This window comes from Actinomycetospora cinnamomea (assembly GCF_003096675.1).
In the GTDB taxonomy this organism is placed as follows: Bacteria; Actinomycetota; Actinomycetes; order Mycobacteriales; family Pseudonocardiaceae; genus Actinomycetospora; species Actinomycetospora cinnamomea.
The window spans coordinates 64,558-83,954 of sequence record NZ_QEKW01000016.1 but is presented as its reverse complement, the minus strand read 5'-3'; the positions used below and the strand labels follow the sequence as shown (position 1 = coordinate 83,954).

Annotated in this window: 18 protein-coding genes; 2 read left to right on the top strand and 16 right to left on the bottom strand. The window is 74.1% G+C overall.

The annotated features are described in order from the left end of the window. Positions 1–5: 5 nt before the first annotated feature. From C8D89_RS23200 to C8D89_RS23135, 15 genes are all read right to left on the bottom strand, one after another. The gene (locus tag C8D89_RS23200; RefSeq protein WP_423717251.1) at positions 6–1,298 is read right to left on the bottom strand and encodes an aldehyde dehydrogenase family protein; all 1,293 of its coding nucleotides are present in this window, start codon (positions 1,296–1,298) and stop codon (positions 6–8) included. Beyond that, positions 1,295–2,431, bottom strand: coding sequence for a glutamate 5-kinase (proB, locus tag C8D89_RS23195; RefSeq protein ID WP_116710506.1), 1,137 nt, complete (start codon positions 2,429–2,431; stop codon positions 1,295–1,297). The genes C8D89_RS23200 and proB overlap by 4 nt, the downstream gene beginning before the upstream one ends. Next, positions 2,428–3,945, bottom strand: a complete 1,518-nt coding sequence (gene obgE, locus C8D89_RS23190) for a GTPase ObgE (RefSeq protein WP_116710505.1) — start codon at positions 3,943–3,945, stop codon at positions 2,428–2,430. The genes proB and obgE overlap by 4 nt, the downstream gene beginning before the upstream one ends. A gap of 170 nt (positions 3,946–4,115) precedes the next feature. Next, entirely contained in the window at positions 4,116–4,385 is a 270-nt protein-coding gene (gene rpmA / locus C8D89_RS23185) for a 50S ribosomal protein L27 (RefSeq protein ID WP_116710504.1), read from the bottom strand. A 30-nt stretch (positions 4,386–4,415) separates the two neighbouring features. Continuing rightward, on the bottom strand, positions 4,416–4,715 hold the full coding sequence (gene rplU / locus C8D89_RS23180) for a 50S ribosomal protein L21 (RefSeq protein ID WP_116710503.1): 300 nt from the start codon (positions 4,713–4,715) through the stop codon (positions 4,416–4,418). Between the two features lie 198 nt (positions 4,716–4,913). Then, on the bottom strand, positions 4,914–8,174 hold the full coding sequence (locus tag C8D89_RS23175; protein ID WP_116710502.1) for an Rne/Rng family ribonuclease: 3,261 nt from the start codon (positions 8,172–8,174) through the stop codon (positions 4,914–4,916). Positions 8,175–8,369: 195 nt separating this feature from the next. After that, positions 8,370–9,170, bottom strand: a complete 801-nt coding sequence (locus C8D89_RS23170) for a TIGR03936 family radical SAM-associated protein (RefSeq protein ID WP_207787380.1) — start codon at positions 9,168–9,170, stop codon at positions 8,370–8,372. Further along, positions 9,170–9,694 (bottom strand): GNAT family N-acetyltransferase, encoded by a 525-nt coding sequence (locus tag C8D89_RS23165; RefSeq protein WP_243418322.1) that lies wholly within the window; start codon positions 9,692–9,694, stop codon positions 9,170–9,172. Before C8D89_RS23165 ends, C8D89_RS23170 begins: the two co-directional genes overlap by 1 nt. A gap of 2 nt (positions 9,695–9,696) precedes the next feature. Then, positions 9,697–11,661 (bottom strand): TIGR03960 family B12-binding radical SAM protein, encoded by a 1,965-nt coding sequence (locus C8D89_RS23160; protein ID WP_243418321.1) that lies wholly within the window; start codon positions 11,659–11,661, stop codon positions 9,697–9,699. Between the two features lie 100 nt (positions 11,662–11,761). After that, positions 11,762–12,166 carry a nucleoside-diphosphate kinase gene (ndk, locus tag C8D89_RS23155; RefSeq protein ID WP_116710501.1) on the bottom strand — a complete coding sequence of 135 codons (405 nt, stop codon included), beginning with the start codon at positions 12,164–12,166 and terminating at the stop codon, positions 11,762–11,764. A 51-nt stretch (positions 12,167–12,217) separates the two neighbouring features. Continuing rightward, positions 12,218–12,586 carry a DUF4233 domain-containing protein gene (locus C8D89_RS23150; protein ID WP_116710500.1) on the bottom strand — a complete coding sequence of 123 codons (369 nt, stop codon included), beginning with the start codon at positions 12,584–12,586 and terminating at the stop codon, positions 12,218–12,220. Further along, the gene (folC, locus tag C8D89_RS23145; RefSeq protein ID WP_116710499.1) at positions 12,583–14,166 is read right to left on the bottom strand and encodes a bifunctional tetrahydrofolate synthase/dihydrofolate synthase; all 1,584 of its coding nucleotides are present in this window, start codon (positions 14,164–14,166) and stop codon (positions 12,583–12,585) included. The genes C8D89_RS23150 and folC overlap by 4 nt, the downstream gene beginning before the upstream one ends. 24 nt (positions 14,167–14,190) lie before the next feature. Continuing rightward, complete coding sequence (locus C8D89_RS29890; RefSeq protein WP_207787379.1) at positions 14,191–14,466, bottom strand: DUF6457 domain-containing protein; 276 nt, start codon at positions 14,464–14,466, stop codon at positions 14,191–14,193. A 77-nt stretch (positions 14,467–14,543) separates the two neighbouring features. After that, positions 14,544–14,678 (bottom strand): MFS transporter small subunit, encoded by a 135-nt coding sequence (locus tag C8D89_RS30855; RefSeq protein ID WP_279323403.1) that lies wholly within the window; start codon positions 14,676–14,678, stop codon positions 14,544–14,546. Further along, positions 14,675–16,054 (bottom strand): OFA family MFS transporter, encoded by a 1,380-nt coding sequence (locus C8D89_RS23135; protein ID WP_116710498.1) that lies wholly within the window; start codon positions 16,052–16,054, stop codon positions 14,675–14,677. Before C8D89_RS23135 ends, C8D89_RS30855 begins: the two co-directional genes overlap by 4 nt. A 102-nt stretch (positions 16,055–16,156) precedes the next feature. Between C8D89_RS23135 and fdhD the strand changes: the two genes are divergently transcribed. Further along, positions 16,157–17,005 (top strand): formate dehydrogenase accessory sulfurtransferase FdhD, encoded by an 849-nt coding sequence (gene fdhD / locus C8D89_RS23130; protein WP_116710497.1) that lies wholly within the window; start codon positions 16,157–16,159, stop codon positions 17,003–17,005. Positions 17,006–17,013: 8 nt separating this feature from the next. After that, on the top strand, positions 17,014–17,940 hold the full coding sequence (locus C8D89_RS23125) for an alpha/beta hydrolase (protein WP_165825894.1): 927 nt from the start codon (positions 17,014–17,016) through the stop codon (positions 17,938–17,940). A gap of 21 nt (positions 17,941–17,961) precedes the next feature. Here the strand turns inward: C8D89_RS23125 and clpX are convergent, their stop codons facing one another. Then, positions 17,962–19,248: an ATP-dependent Clp protease ATP-binding subunit ClpX gene (gene clpX / locus C8D89_RS23120; RefSeq protein WP_116710496.1), complete on the bottom strand. Its 1,287-nt coding sequence runs from the start codon at positions 19,246–19,248 to the stop codon at positions 17,962–17,964. Positions 19,249–19,397 lie beyond the last annotated feature (149 nt).

Below are 19,397 nucleotides of genomic sequence, written 5' to 3'. Positions count from 1 at the left end.
CGGACCTACTCCGGGTGCCCGATCGCCGTCGAAGCCGGGACGACGACGTACTGGCGCAGGCACAGGTCGGTGAACACCACGGGCCCGCGGGGGCCGGGGACGTGGTCGACGTTGATGCCCGTCTCCGGCACGCGGCGGAGCTTGACCCCGTCGAGCAGGCGGGTGGTGGCGTTCCAGAACGCGCCGGTCCCGGCGTACGTGTCGAGGAAGGTGCGCGCGGCGGCCTCGTCGGCGGTGACGATCGCGGCGGCGAGGCCGGAGGTCTCGCGGTTGGCGATGGTCGCGGCGTCGCCCGGCCCGTCGGCGGGGGCGAGCGTCACCGTGCCCTCGTGCCCGTCGTCGAGCGCCCACTCGTGGCCCAGCGGGTGCTCGTGGGGCGGCAGGGACGCGCGCAGGCCGCGCTCGCCGAGCAGGTCGACGAGGCCGGGCACCAGCTCGTCCCAGCGGTGGCGGTCGACGAGCAGGAGGTTGAGGCGGTTGCAGACCCCCAGACGGTCGAGGGAGGAGGTCACCAGGGTGTGGGCCAGCTCGACGGTCGCGGCGCGGTCGACGTAGAGCACCCCGCCCCCGTCGGCGTGCGCGAGCGTCCGCACGCCGTGCTGCGCGGCCTCGAGCCCGAGCGCACGGGTGGTGTCGCCGGAGCCGCGCAGGATCACGAGCGGGATCAGCCCGGGCCGGCGCACGAGCTCGATCGCGCACTCGCGCCGCGGGTCGGTGACGAGCACGACGGCGTCGGGGTCGAGCCCCGCCCCGGCCAGCGCGGGCGCGACGACCGCCTCCATCAGCGCGGTCGCCGACGCGAGCGCCGCGCCGCCCGTGCGCAGCACGCCGGCGTTGCGTGACTTGACCAGCTGCGAGGCCACGTCGACGACGACGTTGGGGCGGGCCTCGAAGTTCGCGCCGATCACCCCGACCGGCCGACGGCGCTCGATGAGGCGCAGCCCGTCGGGGCGCTCCTCGAGGACGGTGTCGGTCACCGGCGTCGGGACGTCCGCGAGGTCGAGCAGCGACTCGGCCATCGCGTCGAGACGGGCCCGGTCGAGGCGGAGGCGGTCGACGAGCGCGCCGGTGGTGCCCGCCCGCTCGGCCGCCTCGACGTCGGCGGTGTTGGCGGTGAGCACCGTGTCGGCGGCCTCCGCGAGCAGCCCCGCCATCCCCCGCAGCGCGGCGGCGACCTCGTGATCGGCCGCGGCCGCCATCCGCGGGGCCGCCGCGGCGGCACGCCGCCCGCAGTCGGTGACGATCGCGGCGGGGTCGGTGGCCGGGTCGGTAGCGGTGGCGGCGGGGCTGGCGGTCACGACGAGCTCACCTCGGCGGGGACGGGATCGGGCGGGGACACGACGGGCACGAGGTCGTCGGCGTGCACCACCTCGCGGCGCTGCTCGGGCGGCAGGTCGTCGCTGGAGCGCCCGGAGATCTCCGGCAGCTCCTCGGCGTCGAAGGCCACCACCCCGCGGGCGACGACCTCGCCGCGCGGGTCGACGAGGTCGACCACATCGCCGGACTCGAAATCGCCGTCGGACCCCGTGATGCCGGCCGCGAGCAGCGAGCGGCGGCGCCCGACGACCGCGCGCACGGCCCCGGCGTCGAGGTGCAGGCGGCCGCGGGTGCCGGCCATGTGGCGCAGCCAGAACCGGCGCGCCGACAGGCGGGGGCCGTGCGGGGCGAAGACCGTGCCGACCTCCGCGCCGTCGAGGGCCGCACGCGCGTCGGCCGCGGCGGCCACGAGCACGGGCACCCCGGCGCCGCTGGCGAGGTCGGCGGCCGCGAGCTTCGAGGCCATCCCGCCGGTGCCCAGCGACGACGGCTTGCCGACGCGCACGCCGGCGAGGTCGGACCCGCCGGTCACCTCGCGGACCAGCGACGCGCCCGGCGCGCGCGGGTCGGCGTCGTAGACCCCGTCGACGTCGCTGAGCAGCACCAGGGCGTCGGCGGAGATCACGTGGGTGACGAGGGCGGCGAGGCGGTCGTTGTCGCCGAAGCGGATCTCGTCGGTGGCCACCGTGTCGTTCTCGTTGACCACCGGGACGACGCCCAGGCCCAGCAGGCGCTCGAAGGTGCGGCGGGCGTTGCGGTAGGGCCCGCGGCGCACGACGTCGTGCGAGGTGAGCAGCACCTGCCCGACGGTGCGCCCGTGGCGCGCGAAGGCCTCGGCGTAGGCGTGGGTCAGGTGCACCTGCCCCGCAGCGGCCGCCGCCTGCTGGGTGGCGAGGTCACGGGGCCGGCGCGGAAGGCCCAGCGGGCGCAGCCCCGCCGCGATCGCCCCCGAGGACACGAGCACCACCTGCGTGGCCTGCGCCCGTGCGGCGACGGCGTCGACGAGCGCGTCGAGGCGCGCGACATCGAGACCACCGTCGACGCTGGTCAGCGACGTCGACCCGACCTTGACCACCAGCCGGCGCGCACCGGCGACGGCGTCGCGGGCACTCATGCCTCGTCCTCGGCGAGGTCCTCGTACTCCTCGTGCCACGGCGCGATGCCCAGTTCGGCGTCGTCGCGGTGACGGCGGCGCTCGTCGCGAGCGGCCCGTCGCTCGGCGGCCGAGGCACGCTCGACGCGGCCGTGACCCTCGAGGCGAGGGTCGGCGCCGCGGTTGCTCCGTGGCTGCTGCATGGCCGCGACGCCCGCCGGCGTCGAGGGCTCCCAGTCGAACGTGTACACGCCGATCGTCACCATGTCGCCCGGCTGGGCCCCGGCCTCGGCGAGGGCCTCCTCGACGCCGAGACGGGCGAGACGGTCGGCAAGGTAGCCGACGGCCTCGTCGTTGGCGAAGTCGGTCTGGCGCACCCAGCGCTCGGGCTTCTCGCCGCGCACCACCCAGGATCGTCCTTCGTGGCCATCCTCGGGGTCCGGCTCGACCGTGAAGCCGGCGTCGTCGACCGCGGTCGGACGCAACACGACCCGCGGGGCGGCCGACGGCGCCGCGGCGGCGCGGGCGTCGTCCACGGCGGCGGCCATGGCGTAGGCGAGCTCCTGCAGCCCCGCGTGGCTCGCCGTCGAAATCTCCACCACCGGCCACCCGAACGCGGCCACGTCGTCGCGGACCATCTCGGCGAGCTCGGCGGCGTCCGGCACGTCCATCTTGTTCAGTGCCACGATCCGGGGTCGCTGCGCGAGGTCGGTGCCGAGCTGCGGGGTGTAGGCCGCGAGCTCGGCCTCGAGCGCGCGGATGTCGGAGACCGGGTCGCGGTCGGGCTCGAAGGTCGCGCAGTCGACGACGTGGACGAGCACCGAGCACCGTTCGATGTGGCGCAGGAAGTCCAGGCCGAGGCCCCGGCCCGCGCTGGCGCCGGGGATGAGCCCGGGGACGTCGGCCACGGTGAACGTGGTCCCGCCCGCGGACACGACGCCGAGGTTGGGCTGCAGCGTGGTGAACGGATAGTCAGCGATCTTCGGCTTGGCCGCGCTCAGGGCACTGACCAGCGACGACTTGCCGGCACTCGGGTAGCCGACCAGCCCGACGTCGGCCATCGAGCGCAGCTCGAGCACGAGGTCGCGCGATTCCCCCGGCTCGCCGAGCAGGGCGAACCCCGGAGCCTTGCGCGACGGGCCGGCCAGCGCGGCGTTGCCGAGCCCGCCGCGCCCGCCGCGGACGGCGACGAACCGCGTGCCCGGGCCGGTGAGGTCGGCGAGGACCTCGCCGTCGGCGTCGAGCACCACCGTCCCCTCGGGCACCGCCAGCTCGATGTCGTCGGCTCCTGCCCCGTGCCGGAAGCTGCCCTGACCCGGGCGACCGTTGCCGGCGGTGGCGTGCGGGCGGTGGTGGAAGTCGAGCAACGTGTGCACACCGGGGTCGACGACGAGGACGACGTCCCCACCCCGCCCGCCGTTGCCGCCGTCCGGCCCGCCGAGGGGCACGAACTTCTCCCGGCGGATCGAGGCACACCCGTGCCCGCCACTGCCCGCCGTGACGTGCAGCGTCACGTGGTCGACGAAGCGGGCCATTCGGGGGTACCGGTTCCTTCCGGGTTTGTCAGCGGTGGGCCATCGCTGACGTTGAGTGTCCGTAACACCACACGCTCGATGCGTCGCGTGCGCGACGCGCAGTGCGGAGAACGACGAAAGGGGTGGGCCCGATTCCCGGACCCACCCCTGACGCTACTGCTGAGTGCCTATCAGGCGGAGGCGGTCTCCTCCGCCGGGATCACGCTGACGTTCTTGCGCCCGCGGCGGGACCCGAAGGTCACGGCGCCGGGGACGAGGGCGAAAAGCGTGTCGTCGCCGCCGCGGCCGACACCCGTGCCCGGGTGGAACTTGGTGCCGCGCTGGCGGACGAGGATCTCGCCGGCCTTGACGACCTGGCCGCCGAAGCGCTTGACCCCGAGTCGCTGGGCGTTCGAGTCGCGACCGTTGCGGGAGCTGGACGCACCCTTCTTGTGAGCCATGAGCGGGCTTCCTCCTACCCAGGAAGGGTCTTACGCAGTGATGTCGGTGACCTCGAGGCGGCTGTAGCGCTGGCGGTGGCCGACGCGCCGCTTGTACCCGGTCTTGTTCTTGTACTTCAGGATCTTGATCTTCGGGCCCTTGGCGTCGCCGACGATGCTGCCGGAGATCGAGACCTTCTCCAGGTCGGACGCCGAGCTGAGCACGGTGCTGCCGTCGACGACGAGCACGGGCTGCAGGTCGACCGTGTCACCGTCGAGGAGCTCCACGTCGATGACGTCGCCGACCGCGACCTTGTACTGCTTGCCGCCGGTCTTCACGATCGCGTACATCTCCGCGTGGACTCCTGTCTGGCGTGGGGTTCGGGTCCCGGCGCGCGGCCCGTGCGGGGCGGGCTCGGCGCGCCGGTGCCGCGGGTAGGACCCGACGGGCACCGACGTCCTAGGCTACCCGTCCGCGAACCGCGGCCCGCACCCCGGGGGTCGGGCCGCGGCGGTCTCGCGCCGCGGGACGTGCTCTGTCGTGCTGTCTCAGCTGCTCTCGCCGGCCGGCGGACCCGCCGGCCGGGAGGCGGCGCGACGCCGTCGTGGGCGTCCCGACGATCCGGTCGGCACCTCGGGCGCCGGCGCCGGTGCGGGCTCCGCCTGGGTCTCGGGCGACCCCGCCGGTGTCACGAGCGCCGGATCCCGCCCGTTGCCGTTGCCGGCGGTGGCGCCGATCGCCCCGGTCACCCGCGGCGCCTCGGCGGGGGCGGCGTGGTCCGGCCCGGCGCCGTTGGCGACGGGGACGTGGTCGGCGAGGTCGGTCTCGAGGGCGACCTCGGCCTCCACCGCCTCGCGGATGACCTCCTCGACGCCCTCCGGGCTCTCGACCTCGTCGTCGGTGTCCTCGACACCCGCCGCCACGGTGGTTCCCGGTGTCGCGGCGGCCTCAGCCGCCTCGGCGGCGTCGGCCCCGGCGTCGGCCCCGGCGTCGGCCCCGCCGTCGGCTGGCGTGCCCGCGCCCGGGCTCGCGTCGGCCAGCCCGGCCTCGAGCGCCACCTCGGGCTCCTCGGCCCCGGCCACCGGCGCCTCCGCCGGCTCCGGCGGCTCCGGCGGCGTCACCGTGCCCGAGTCGGACGTGTCGGCGGCGTCGACGGTGTCGACCGCCTCGGTCTCGTCGGACGACCCGGCGAGCCCGCTCGCGGCCGCCACCGTGGCGGGCGAGGCGCCCTCGGAACGGTCACCGCGCCGCCCGCGCCGCCCCCGGCGCCCGGACGACCCGGACGACCCGGAGCCCGACCCGTTCGACCCGGACCCGGACCCGGTGGCCCCCGAGCCCGACCCCGAGCCGTTACCGGCGGCCGACCCGTTGCCCGGCCCGCCGTGCTCGTGGCCCATCACCGGCTCGGTCGAGACGATGACGCCCCGGCCCCGGCAGTGCTCGCACGTGGTCGAGAACTCGTCGAGCAGGCCCTGCCCGACGCGCTTGCGCGTCATCTGCACGAGGCCGAGCGAGGTGACCTCGGAGACCTGGTGCCGCGTGCGGTCCCGGCCGAGGCACTCGGTGAGCCGCCGCAGCACGAGGTCGCGGTTGGACTCCAGCACCATGTCGATGAAGTCGATGACGATCATGCCGCCGATGTCGCGCAGCCGGAGCTGGCGGACGATCTCCTCGGCGGCCTCGAGGTTGTTGCGGGTGACCGTCTCCTCGAGGTTGCCGCCCGAGCCGGTGAACTTGCCGGTGTTGACGTCGACGACGGTCATCGCCTCGGTCCGGTCGATCACCAGCGTCCCGCCCGAGGGCAGCCAGACCTTGCGGTCGAGCGCCTTGATCAGCTGCTCGTCGATGCGGTGCGCGGCGAACACGTCCTCCGGTCCGGTGTGGCGGACGAGCCGCCCGGCGAGTTCGGGGGCGACGTGCGACACGTAGCCCTCGAGCGTCTCCCACGCCCGCTCGCCGGAGACGACGAGCGAGGAGAAGTCCTCGTTGAACATGTCGCGCACGACGCGGATGAGGAGGTCGGGCTCCTCGTAGACCAGCGTCGGCGCCTTCGAGCTCTTGGCGCCGGCGGTCTTCTCGATGACCTCCCACTGCGCGGTGAGCCGGCGGACGTCCCGCTCGAGGTCCTCCTCGCTGACCCCCTCGGCCGCGGTGCGGATGATCACGCCCGACTCGTCGGGGACGATCCGCTTGAGGATCTCCTTGAGCCGCTTGCGCTCGGTGTCGGGCAGCTTGCGGCTGATCCCGGTGGCGCCGCCGGCGGGCACGAACACCAGGAAGCGACCGGGCAGGCTGATCTGGGTGGTCAGGCGGGCGCCCTTGTGGCCGACCGGGTCCTTGGTGACCTGCACCAGCACCTGGTCGCCGGACGACAGCGCCTGCTCGATCTTGCGCTGCTTGCCCTCGAGGCCGGACGCGTCCCAGTTGACCTCGCCCGCGTACAGGACGGCGTTGCGCCCGCGCCCGATGTCGACGAACGCGGCCTCCATCGACGGGAGCACGTTCTGCACCCGGCCGAGGTAGACGTTGCCGACCATCGAGTTCTGGCCCTCGCCCGCCACGAAGTGCTCGACGAGGACGCCGTCCTCCAGCACCCCGATCTGGCTGCGCCCGGCCTGCTGGCGGACGACCATCGTGCGCTCGACCGCCTCGCGGCGCGCCAGGAACTCCGACTCCGAGAGGATCGACGGGCGACGGCGGCCGGACTCGCGCCCGTCGCGGCGCCGCTGGCGCTTGGCCTCCAGGCGCGTCGAGCCCTTGACCCCGCGCACCTCGTCGTTCGACGACTTCCCGCCCTCCGGGCGCTCCACCCGGTCGCGGACGTGGGTGACGGTGTTCGGCGGGTCCTGCTCCTCGCCGTCGCCGTTGCCGTCGCCCTCGGCGTCCGAGGAGCGACGGCGACGCCGCCGCCGACGCCGCGAGCTGCCGGACGACTCGGAGCCCTCGTCGGACGACTCGGTGTCCTCGGACTCCGACCCGTCACCCTCGTCGGACGAGTCCTCAGACGATTCGTCGGCGCCGCCCTCGTCGGCGTCCTCGCCCGACTCGGACTCCCCGGCCTCGCCGTCCTCGCCACCACCCCGGCCCCGGCCGCGGCCGCGGCGACCGCGCCGCCGGCGACGGCGCGCGCCGTCGTCCTCGTCGCCGTCCTCGCCGGTGGTGTCGGGCCCGGTGTCGGGAGCCGTCGTGTCCGGGGCCTCGGTCGGCGTCTCCGCGCCGCTCGCGGCCTCGTCCTCGCCCGGCGGGGCGTGGTCGCCGGTGGTCTCGGTCTCGGTCGCCTCGCCGGGGGTCACGACGCCGGTCGAGCGGCTCCCGCGGCGGCGCCGCGAGCGGGAGGGGGCCGCCTCGGCGCTCGTCGCCGCGTCGGGCGCCAGGAACATCGGCGCGGCGAACGCCGGCGCGGCCGGGGCCGCGGGGGTCGACGGGGCCACCGGCGGCGGGAGCGTCGTCGCGGTGTCGCCCTCGGTGTCCACCGCGTCGAGGGCGTCGGGTTCGGCGACCTCGGTCGGCCCGCCCGCGGTCGCCTCGGCGACGGTGCCGGCGGCCGGGAGCTCCGCCGAGGGGAACAGGTCGTCGACCACCCGGGCCACGACGTCACGGTCGACGCTGGACTGCGCGCTGCGCGCCCCCACCCCGAGGCGGGCCAGGACGGCCAGCAGCTCGCGGCTCGACGTGCCCACCACCCGGGCCAGTGCGTGGACCCGCACCCTGTCCGGGAGCGCGGCCAGGGCCTGCGCGTCGGGGCGTCCGGGTGCGACGGAATCCCCCGTGGCGGTGTCTCCGCCGGACGGGGTGTCGGTGTCGGTCATCCATCTCCTCCGCCCCCGGGCGCGACACGGGGGTCGCGGCCACACGGGGACCTCGCGTGGTCTCGCCGTGGCGGCCGTCGGGGACGGTCGCCGACTTCGGCACGGCCGGCGGTGTCGGGCCGGTGGGCCCGGGAGCCGTCGGGTCGTGCGGTTCGGCGACGTGGGAGCACCGGGGCCGACCGGGTCCGCCCGTGGCTACGCGGTGGGTGCCGCGCGGTCCGCCGCGAGCGGGTCGATCAGCTCCCCGCGCTCGTCGAGCCGACCCTGGGCTCTCCGGGTGGCCCTGACGGGCTCCGGGAACTCGAGGCCGGCGACGGCGCGGAGGGCACTGCACACGTCGTCGGGTCGCGCGGCCGGCGTGGTGTGCCGTACGACCGCCGTCAGTCTCCCACACGTCGCCGCTCGTGCACGGTCCTCCCGGCCCCCCTCCGTGGGTTCGTCCGTCCGGGTGAGCGCGAGCACCAGTTCGGCGACGGCCGCGCGCACGTCGAGGGGACGCGGCCCGTTCTTGGTGAGGCGCTCCACGGACACCTCGCGGGCCGCGACGAACGCCGCCACCGCCGAGGCGAGCACGTCGTCGCCCACCCCGGGCGTCTCGATCTCCCAGCGGCTGGCGTCGATGCGGTCGGCCAGCGCCCCCGGTCCGGCCAGCACGCACTCGACGACCGCCAGGCCCTCGGGCAGCACCGCGTCCACCTCACGGGCGACCAACGCCGGGTCGAGGTCCTCGGTGACGCCGATCTCGAGGTATTCGGCCTCGCTCGCCGCGCCGGTGGGGGCGGCGCCGATCCAGGAGAGCTTCGGGTGCGGGCTGAAGCCGTGCGACAGGGCCACGGGCACCCCGGCGCGGCGCAGCGTCCACTCCATGGTGCGGGCGATGTCGCGGTGCGAGCTGAACCGCGCGCGGCCCCGCTTCGCGTAACGCATCCGCAGCTTGGCCACGGTCGGCGCCGACGGGTGGGGTGCCTCGCCGGCCTTGGGGCTCCGAGCGGCCATCACCCCGTCCCTCCCGGTCCTCCGCCCGCGGTGGGCAGGACCACGATGTCGTCCCCGGCCGGGGTGAACCCGGCCGCACGGTAGAACGCCGCCCCCGCCGGGGACGGTCGCAGCACGAGCCGCACGAGACCCCGCTCGCGGGCATGGGTGACGGCGGCGCCGAGCAGCCTGCGCGGCACGCCCCGCGGCGCAGCGCCCAGGGCGACGAGGCTGCCGACGTAGCCCCACCGCTCCCCCGGACGGCCGGGCGCGGGCATCGCGGCGACCTCGGCGACGTCGAGCGAGCCGACCACGCCCCAACCGGACCCCGAGCGGACCTCGGCCACCCACACCGCGTGGTGTGAGAGCTCGGCGCGCCACCACGTGGCGAAGCCGCGCTCGAAGCCGGGGTCCGCGCCGGGCGCGACGCGCCCCCGCTGCTCGACCCACGCGCGGCGCAGGGCGGCGACGGCGTCGCCGTCGGGGGCACCCGCCCGGCGTACGCGGACCTCCGGCTGCTCGGTCGGCGGGCCCTCCGTCGTCACGGTCAGTCGCTGCGATCGGCGGCGAAGGCGGGGTTGCGCACCGGGGTGGACGTGCGGTGCTCGACGGGAGTGAGGGGCAACGAGACGCTGCCGGGAGGCGCCATCTGGATCTCCGTGCCCATCGTCGGGCAGACGCCGCAGTCGAAGCACGGCGTCCAGCGGCAGTCGTCCTGCTCCTCGGCGGCCAGCGCGTCCTGCCAGTCGTCCCAGAGCCAGCCGCGGTCCAGACCCGAGTCGAGGTGGTCCCACGGCAGGATCTCGTGCTCGCCGCGCTCACGGGTGGTGAACCAGGCGAGGTCGACCCCGTCGAGCTCCGACGCGGCGGCGGCGACCCAGCGCTCGTAGGAGAAGTACTCGCTCCACCCGTCGAACTGCTGCCCGTCGCGCCACGCCCGCTCGATGACCCGCCCGATGCGGCGGTCACCGCGGCTGAGCAGGCCCTCGATCATGCTGGGCTGGCCGTCGTGGTAGCGCAGACCGATGTTGCGGCCCAGGCTCCGATCACTGTTGATGGCCTCGCGGAGCTTGCGCAGCCGCGCGTCCACCACCTCGGGCGCGGTCTGCCCGGCCCACTGGAACGGCGTGTGCGGCTTGGGGACGAAGGCGCCGATCGAGACGGTGGCGCGGACGTCGCCGCGGCCCGCGGCCCGGCGACCCGCCCGGATCACCTCGTGGGCCATCGACGCGATCTGCAGCACGTCCTCGTCGGTCTCGGTCGGCAGACCGCACATGAAGTAGAGCTTGACCTGCCGCCACCCGTGCTCGTAGGCGGTGGAGACGGTGGTGATCAGCTCCTCCTCGGAGACCATCTTGTTGATCACCTTGCGCAGCCGCTCCGACCCGCCCTCGGGAGCGAACGTCAGTCCGCTGCGCCGCCCGGAGCGCGTCAGCTCCTCGGCGAGGGTGACATTGAACGCGTCGACCCGGGTGCTCGGCAGGCTCAGGCCCGTGCCGGTGCCCTCGTAGCGGTCGGCGAGGCTGGACGCGATCTCGCCGATCCCGGAGTGGTCGGCGCTCGACAGCGACAGCAGGCCGACCTCGTCGTACCCCGACGCCTTCAGGCCCTGCTCGACCATCTCGCCGACGCCCTGCGGCGAGCGCTCGCGCACCGGCCGAGTGATCATCCCGGCCTGGCAGAACCGGCAGCCGCGGGTGCAGCCGCGGAAGATCTCGACGCTCATGCGCTCGTGGACGGTCTCGGCCATCGGGACGAGCGGCTGCTTCGGGTAGGGCCAGTCGTCGAGGTCGGAGGTCGTGCGCTTGTGGACGCGCGCCGGGGCGGCGTCGCTGGTCGGCGTGACCGCGGCGATCGCGCCGTCCTCGCCGTAGGTGACCTCGTAGAGGCCCGGGACGTAGACCCCGGGCACGCCGGCGAGGCGTTCCAAGGTCCGTCGGCGGTCGAGGCCCTCAGCCTTCGCGATCTTCACGACCTCGGTGATCTCGCCGACGACCTCCTCGCCGTCGCCCAGCGCGACGAGGTCGACGAAGTCGGCGATCGGCTCGGGGTTGAACGCCGCGTGCCCGCCGGCGAGGACGAGGGGGTGGCTCGTGTCGCGCTCGGCGGCATGGAGGGGGACGCCTGCGAGGTCGAGGACCGACAGCAGGTTGGTGTAGCCCAGCTCGGTGGCGAACGAGACCCCCAGCACGTCGAACGCGCCCACCGGCCGGTGGGAGTCGACGGTGAACTGCGGGACGCCGTGCTCGCGCATCAGCGCGGCGAGGTCCGGCCACACGGCGTACGTGCGCTCGGCGAGGGCGTCGGAACGTTCGTTGAGGACCTCGTAGAGGATCATCAGGCCCTGGTTGGGCAGCCCGACCTCGTACGCGTCGGGGTAGCACAGCGCCCAGTGGACCGGCACCGAGTCCCACGGCTTGGTCCCCGCGTTGCGCTCGCCGCCGACGTACTGCACCGGCTTGCGGACCCGGGGCAGCAACGGCTCCAGGCTCTCGAACACGGACTCGACCACGGACCCAGGGTAACCAGCGGGGTCACCCGCTCCGGTCGGTGCCGTCCGGACGCCGAGACAAGGCTCGTCGATCACGATGGACGCACACTCGGCGTCGGACTCAGCCGAACCAGAGCTTGATCTCGCGCTCGGCGGACTCGGGCGAGTCGGAGCCGTGCACGATGTTCGACCCCGTCTCGAGGGCCAGGTCGCCGCGGATGGAGCCGGGGACGGCCTTCTCGACCGGGTCGGTGCCGCCCGCGATCTGGCGGAAGGCCGCGACGGCGCGCGGGCCCTCGACCACCATGGCCGCGACGGGCGCCGAGGTGATGAAGGAGAGCAGCTCCTCGTAGAAGCCCTTTCCCTCGTGCTCGGCGTAGTGCTGCTCGGCGAGCGAGCGGTCGACGGTCTTCAGCTCCAGCGACACGAGGCGCAGGCCCTTGCGCTCGATGCGCGAGACGACCTCGCCGATGAGGCCGCGCTGCACGCCGTCGGGCTTGACCAGCACCAGGGTGCGCTCGTCCACGTCGTTCCCCTCAGTCGGACAGTGTGTCGCCCGCGAGGGTAGCGAGGGGCCTCAGCCGCCCTGGTCGGCCCACCGTGCGTGGCGCTTGAGCACCTCGTGGCGCATCCAGAGCATCCCCAGCCACGTGAGGCAGAAGACCACTCCGAGCACGCCGAGCGACGGCGAGACGATCCAGCCGAGCAGCATGAGTACCTGCAGGCCCAGGGCCAGCGGCAGGCCCCACGGGCGCGAGAAGGTCGCGATCGCGACGATCATGCCCACGGTCAGCACGACCACCCACGCGATCTTCGCGGGTGTCAGCCCGCCCTCGACCTTGTCCATGACGAGCAGGGCGAGCGGGACGATGATGACCTCGAGCGAGAGGCACGCGCTCGCCGGCCCGCGGAACGCCCGCTTCGCCTCGGCCGCCGAGGCGCTCATGCCGGCTCCCTCCCCAGCAGCGTCCGGGCCTCGCCGGCGGCGACGACCGACCCGACGACGAGCACGCCCGCGCCCGCCACCGGGGTGTCGGCGTCGTCGGTCTCCTCGGCCAGCCCGATCGCGGTCTCCAGCGCGGCGTCCATCCGCGTCTCCACGACGACGCGATCGGCGCCGAAGAACCCGACCGCGAGGCTGCCGAGCTCGTCGGGATCCATCGCCCGCGGCGATGACACCGCCGTGATCACGACCTCGTCGAGCACCGGCTCCAGCGCCGACAGGATGCCCTCGGCGTCCTTGTCGCGAAGGATGGCCACCACCCCGACCAGCCGGCGGAACGAGAACTCCTCGCGTACCGCCTTCGCCGCCGCCCGGGCGCCGTGCGGGTTGTGCGCCGCGTCGACGACGACCGTGGGCGCCGAACGCAGCCGCTCCAGCCGCCCGGGCACGCGCACCGAGGCGAACGCGTCGCGCACGGCGTCGATGTCGAGCTTCCGCGACGCGCCCGCCCCGAAGAACGCCTCCACCGACGCCAGGGCCAGGGAGGCGTTGGCCGCCTGGTGCTCGCCGAACAGCGGCAGGTAGATGTCGTCGTACTCGCCGCCGAGGCCCTGCAGGCGCAGCTGCTGGCCGCCCACGGCGACCTCGCGGCCCAGCACCCCGAACTCCAGCCCCGAGCGGGCGACCTCGGCGCCGACCTCGACGGCTCGCTCGAGGAGCACCTTTGCGGCCGCGGGGTCCTGCTGCGCCATGAGCGCGACCGACCCCTCCTTGATCACCCCGGCCTTCTCCGCGGCGATCCCGCCGAGCTCCGGGCCCAGGTAGTTGACGTGGTCCACGTCGATCGGCGTGATCGCGGCGATCGTGGCGTCGGCGACGTTCGTCGCGTCCCAGCTGCCACCGAGACCGACCTCGAGCACGGCGACGTCGACCGGTGCGTCGGCGAAGGCGGCGAACGCCATGCCGGTGAGCACCTCGAACTTCGAGAGCTTCGGCCCCTCGCCCTGTGCCGACTTCTCCTGGGCCCGGTCGACGATGCCCAGGTACGGCGCGAGCTCGGTGTAGAGCTCGACGTACCGGCGTGCGCTGATCGGGACGCCGTCGAGGGCGATGCGTTCGGTGGCCCGCTGCAGGTGGGGGCTGGTGAAGCGCCCCGTGCGCGGACCGATGCGCGTGAGCAGGGCGTCGATCATGCGCGTCACCGAGCTCTTGCCGTTGGTGCCCGCGACGTGGATCACCGGGTACGACCGCTGCGGGTCACCCAGCACCTCCACCAGCGCGCGGATGCGCTCCAGCGAGGGCTCGATGCGCGTCTCCGGCCAGCGCTGGTCGAGGTCGGCCTCCACCGCGCGCAGGGCGGCGAGCGACTCCGCGTCGTCGGCCTCCCGGCCGGGCACGTCGTCGCTCGGCCCCGTGGTGACGCCCTGGCTCAGCGCGTCGGCCAGCGCGCCCCCGCCGGGCCCGGAGCCCGTGTCGTCGGCGCCCCCGGCCATGGCCAGGAGCTGGGCGAGCTCGTCGGCATCCGCGTCACCCGACGCGTCCTGGTCGGCGGACACCCGACCCCATCGGTCGTCGCTGGTCATCGCCCCCGATGCTACGGCGGATGGTCAGGGGCGGGCGCGCTCGCGGGCCCGGGCCGCCAGGTGCTCGGCCCAACCCTGCGCCAGCTCCCGCTCCCCCGGCCCGGACCCTGCTGCGCGCCCCGCCGCGAGGCCCAGCAGGTAGGCGGTGATGGGTGCGGCCGGGCGGGCGACGCCGTGCGCCACGTCCCGGGTCATGTCGAGGACGAGGGGCTGGACGACCTCCGGGTCGACCAGCTCCCCGAGCTCGTCGATGCCCAGCTCGCGGGCGACGTCGTCGATCCAGTCGGAGAGGGTGCTCACACCGGGCATCTTGGCGCTGCGCGCTCGTGAGTGCTCGTCCGCGCCCTGGCGCGGACGAGCACTCACGGGACCGGAGGTCAGAAGAGCGCGGGAATCTTCAGCACCAGCGAGTACACCCCGTACAGGAACGGGATCAGCACCCACAGCCACGCGACGACGGCGAGGACGGTGCGGCCGGCGCTCGACGGGCCGGCGGCGGTGTGGTCGGTCATCGGGATGCTCCCTGCCTGCGCTCCTCGGCGGCGGCCGAGCCCTCGGGCGCGGCACGCTCGGCGTCACTGACGTAGTGCTTGGGGTCGACCGGCCGGATGAGCTCGTTGGCCACGAACCCGACGGCCAGCAGCCCGGTCATGATGATGAAGGACGTCGTGTACTTCGCCGGTCCCTCGGCGTCGCTGGCGTCGACGATCGCGTTGACGATCAGCGGGCCGAGCACGCCGGCCGCCGACCAGGCGGTCAGGAGGCGGCCGTGGATGGCGCCGACCTGGTAGGTGCCGAACAGATCCTTCAGGTAGGCCGGGACGGTCGCGAAACCCGCGCCGTAGAACGACAGGATCAGCAGCGACGCGATCAGGAAGATCACCTTGTTGCCCTCGCCGAGAGTCAGGATGGCGAGGTAGAGCAGGGCGCCGAGGCCGAGGTAGACGCGGTAGATGTTCTTGCGCCCGACGAGGTCGGAGGTCGACGACCACACGAACCGGCCGAGCATGTTCGCCAGCGAGAGGATCGCGACGAACGCCGCTGCCGCCGCCGCGAGCTGCTGCTCCGCGGTGGTGGTGCGGAAGAAGTCGCGGAAGATGCCGTCGGCCCTCTCGAGGATGCCGATGCCCGCGGTGACGTTGAAGCACAGCACGATCCAGAGGAACCAGAACTGGGGCAGCCGGACGGCCTTGGAGACCGAGACGGCCGGACCCTGCTGCGCGGGGTCCTCGGACTCCGCCGGGGCACCGGGCGGGCGCCAGCCCTCGGGCGGCACGCGGATCAGCAGCCAGCCGAGCGACATGAAGATCGCGTAGGCGACGCCCATGACCGCGAAGGTCGAGGCGAGGCCGCCGGGCGTGCGGCCGAACGCGCCGAGCAGGGCGGACTCGACCGGCGAGGCGATGAGCGCGCCACCGCCGAAGCCCATGATGGCGATGCCGGTGGCCATGCCGGGGCGGTCGACGAACCACTTGATCAGCGTCGACACCGGCGAGATGTAGCCGATGCCCAGGCCGATGCCCCCGACGCCGCCGTAGCCCACGACGACGAGCCAGTACTGGTCGAGCGCGATCCCGCCGGCGGAGATGAGGAACCCGGCGGCGAAGCAGGCCGTCGAGACGGCCATCGCCCAGCGCGGGCCGCGCCGCTCGACCGTCGTGCCGACGATCGCGGCCGACAGACCGAGCATGACGATCGCGAGCTGGAACGGGAGCGCCGTCGCGGTGCCGGACAGGCCGAGACCCTGGCTCAGGCCCGTCTTGAGCACGCTCCACGCGTACGCCTGGCCGATGCCGAGGTGTACGGCGAGGGCAGCCGGGGGAACGAGCCAGCGACTCCACCCCGGGGGTGCGACGATGGCGGAACGATCGAAGAATCCGCCGGCCATGGATGGTCCCCTTTCGCCGACACCGTCCGGTACGACGGCCGGTACCCGGTCGGTTGAGTAGTCACACACCGATCACACACAGCCACGGATCGGAGGCGGGTCATGGGACGCGTGACGGTGCGGCGACCGGTGCTGCGCATCGAGGACGGTCAGACACGACGGCGGCCGGACGCGCTGGCCGCCGAGGAGCCGCTGGAAATCCGCGTTGACGGCCGTCCGCTGGCCGTCACGATGCGTACGCCCGGTCACGACGTCGAGCTCGCCCACGGCTTCCTGCTCACCGAGGGCGTCATCGGCGACCGCGAGGACGTGGCCACGGCCCGCTACTGCGACTCGGTCGACGACAGCGGGCGCAACACCTACAACGTGCTCGACGTCGCCCTGGCCCCCGGCGTCGCCCCGCCCGACGACTCCGTCGAGCGCCGCTTCTACACGACCTCCTCCTGCGGGGTGTGCGGCAAGGCCTCGCTGGACGCGGTGCGCACCCGGACCCGCTACGCGCCGGGAGCCGACCCCGTGCGCCTGACGACGGAGGTCCTCGCGGGCCTGCCCGACACGCTGCGCGCCGCGCAGGCGGTGTTCGAGACCACCGGCGGCCTGCACGGCGCCGGTCTCTTCCACGCCGACGGCACGCTCGTCGTCGCCCGCGAGGACGTCGGCCGGCACAACGCCGTGGACAAGGTCCTGGGGAACGCCCTGCTGGACGGCGGGGTCCCCGCGTCCGGCACCGTGCTCATGGTGTCGGGGCGGGCATCGTTCGAGCTGACCCAGAAGGCCGTCATGGCCGGGGTGCCGGTGCTCGCCGCGGTCTCGGCGCCGTCGTCGCTGGCCGTCGAGATGGCCCGCGAGGCCGGGATGACCCTCGTCGGTTTCCTGCGCGGACGGTCGATGAACGTCTACGCGGGCGCCGAACGGGTCGTGACGGCGGACGCGCCTCTCGTCGGGGGCTGACGAGCACCGTGCTCTCGCGCCGCCGGTTCCTCCTCGGTTCCGCCGGCGCCCTCGGCGTCGCCGGCGCCGTGGGCGTGGGCGGGCTCCTGGTGGGCCAGGACGACCCCGCGCCCCCGCCGCAGCGGATCCCCGCCCCACGGCGCCGCCCCGTCGCGACCGACGCCGTCGGCACCGTGGAGTGGGTCGATTCGCCGGCCCGGGGCCGCCGCGTGCGCCTGGTGACAGTGCTCCCGCCCGGCGGCGAGCGCGCCGGGTTGCCGGTGTGCCTCTGCCTGCACGGCCTGCGTGGCAACGGGACGTGGTTCTCGGGAGCGGGCAACCGCGGCCTGCTCGGCGACGCGTGGGCCCGCGGGGTGCCGCCGTTCGCGGTGGTCGCCGTCGACGGCGGCGACAGCTACTGGCACCCCTACACCCGGGGGGACGACCCGCTGCGCATGCTCCTCGAGGAGGTCCCGGTCTGGCTGCGCGACCGCGGGCTCGCCACCACGCCGGCGTCCGGCGACCTGCCCGGTGAGCCGGCGCTGGCGATGGGCATCTCGATGGGCGGGGCGGGCGCGCTGGTCTACGCCCGCGAGCGGATGCGCCGCCGACGCCCGGTGCGCGCCGTCGCGGCCGTCAGTCCCGGCCTGTTCACCGATTGGCGTGTCGCCGCCCGGCGCCCGTTCGCCGGGGAGGCCGACTGGGTCGCCCACGATCCGCTGCGCTTCGCCGGGGAGCTCGCCGGCCTCCCCACGGGGGTGTGGTGCGGCGACCGCGACCCGTTCGTCGACGCCGCGCGCCGCTACATCGCGCTCGCCCGGCCCGAGGTGGGCGCGATCAGCCCCGGGCGTCACGACGGCGTGTACTACGCCCGCGTGCTGCCCGACGTGATCACGTTCCTGGGCCGGCACGCCCACGACGGGGCCGTGAGCGCGGGCGGGCGCCGCGTGGGCTGACCGCGCCCGCTCTCCCGGGCCTCAGGCCGACTTGTCGCGGCGCTCCCGGCGCGAGGGCTGGCGCGGGACGATCGTCGGGTTGACGTTCTCCTTGACCGTCTGCTCGGTCACCACGACCTTGGCGACGTCGTCGCGACCCGGGATGTCGTACATCACCGGGTTGAGGACCTCTTCCATGATCGCGCGCAGGCCGCGGGCGCCGGTGCCGCGCAGGATCGCGAGGTCGGCGATCGCCTCGAGGGCCTCGGGGGCGAACTCGAGCTCGACCCCGTCCATCTCGAAGAGCTTCTGGTACTGCTTGACCAGCGCGTTCCGCGGCTCGGTGAGGATCTGCACCAGGCTGGGCTGGTCGAGGTTCGACACCGAGGCGACGATCGGCACGCGGCCGATGAACTCGGGGATCAGCCCGAACTTGATGAGGTCCTCGGGCAGCGTGTCGCCGAACGACTCCGCCGACTCCATCTCGGCCTTCGAGCGGATGTCGGCGCCGAAGCCCAGACCGCCACGGCCGATGCGCTCGGCGATGATCTTCTCGAGACCCGCGAAGGCCCCGGCCACGATGAACAGGACGTTCGTCGTGTCGATCTGGATGAACTCCTGGTGGGGGTGCTTGCGCCCGCCCTGGGGCGGCACCGACGCCGTGGTGCCCTCGAGGATCTTCAGGAGGGCCTGCTGGACGCCCTCGCCCGAGACGTCGCGCGTGATCGACGGGTTCTCCGACTTCCGCGCGATCTTGTCGACCTCGTCGATGTAGATGATGCCGGTCTCGGCGCGCTTGACGTCGTAGTCGGCGGCCTGGATCAGCTTCAGCAGGATGTTCTCGACGTCCTCGCCGACGTAGCCGGCCTCGGTGAGCGCCGTCGCGTCGGCGATGGCGAACGGGACGTTGAGCAGCTTGGCCAGCGTCTGCGCGAGGTAGGTCTTGCCGCAGCCGGTGGGCCCGAGCATGAGGATGTTGGACTTCGCCAGCTCGACGGTGTCGTCGTTGCGGCTGCCCTCGCGGTTCTTCTCGCCGGCCTGCACCCGCTTGTAGTGGTTGTAGACCGCGACCGACAGCGTCTTCTTGGTGTCTTCCTGGCCGATCACGTACTGGTCGAGGAACTCGTGGATCTCGGTCGGCTTCGGCAGCTCGTCGAGCTTGACCTCACCGGCCTCGGCGAGCTCCTCCTCGATGATCTCGTTGCACAGGTCGATGCACTCATCGCAGATGTACACCCCGGGACCGGCGATGAGCTTCTTGACCTGCTTCTGGCTCTTCCCGCAGAAGGAGCACTTCAGCAGGTCCCCGCCGTCGCCGATGCGTGCCATCGCAGCAGACCTCGTGTCCCCTCCGGCGCACCGGGTCGGTGCGCTCATCGTGGTTGACCGTACCCGCCCACCCCGTCGAACGGGGAGGTTCTGGGAGGGTCCTGGTGTCGCGGAATCGTGCTGGTCGCGGGCCCGCGGACGGTGTCGCG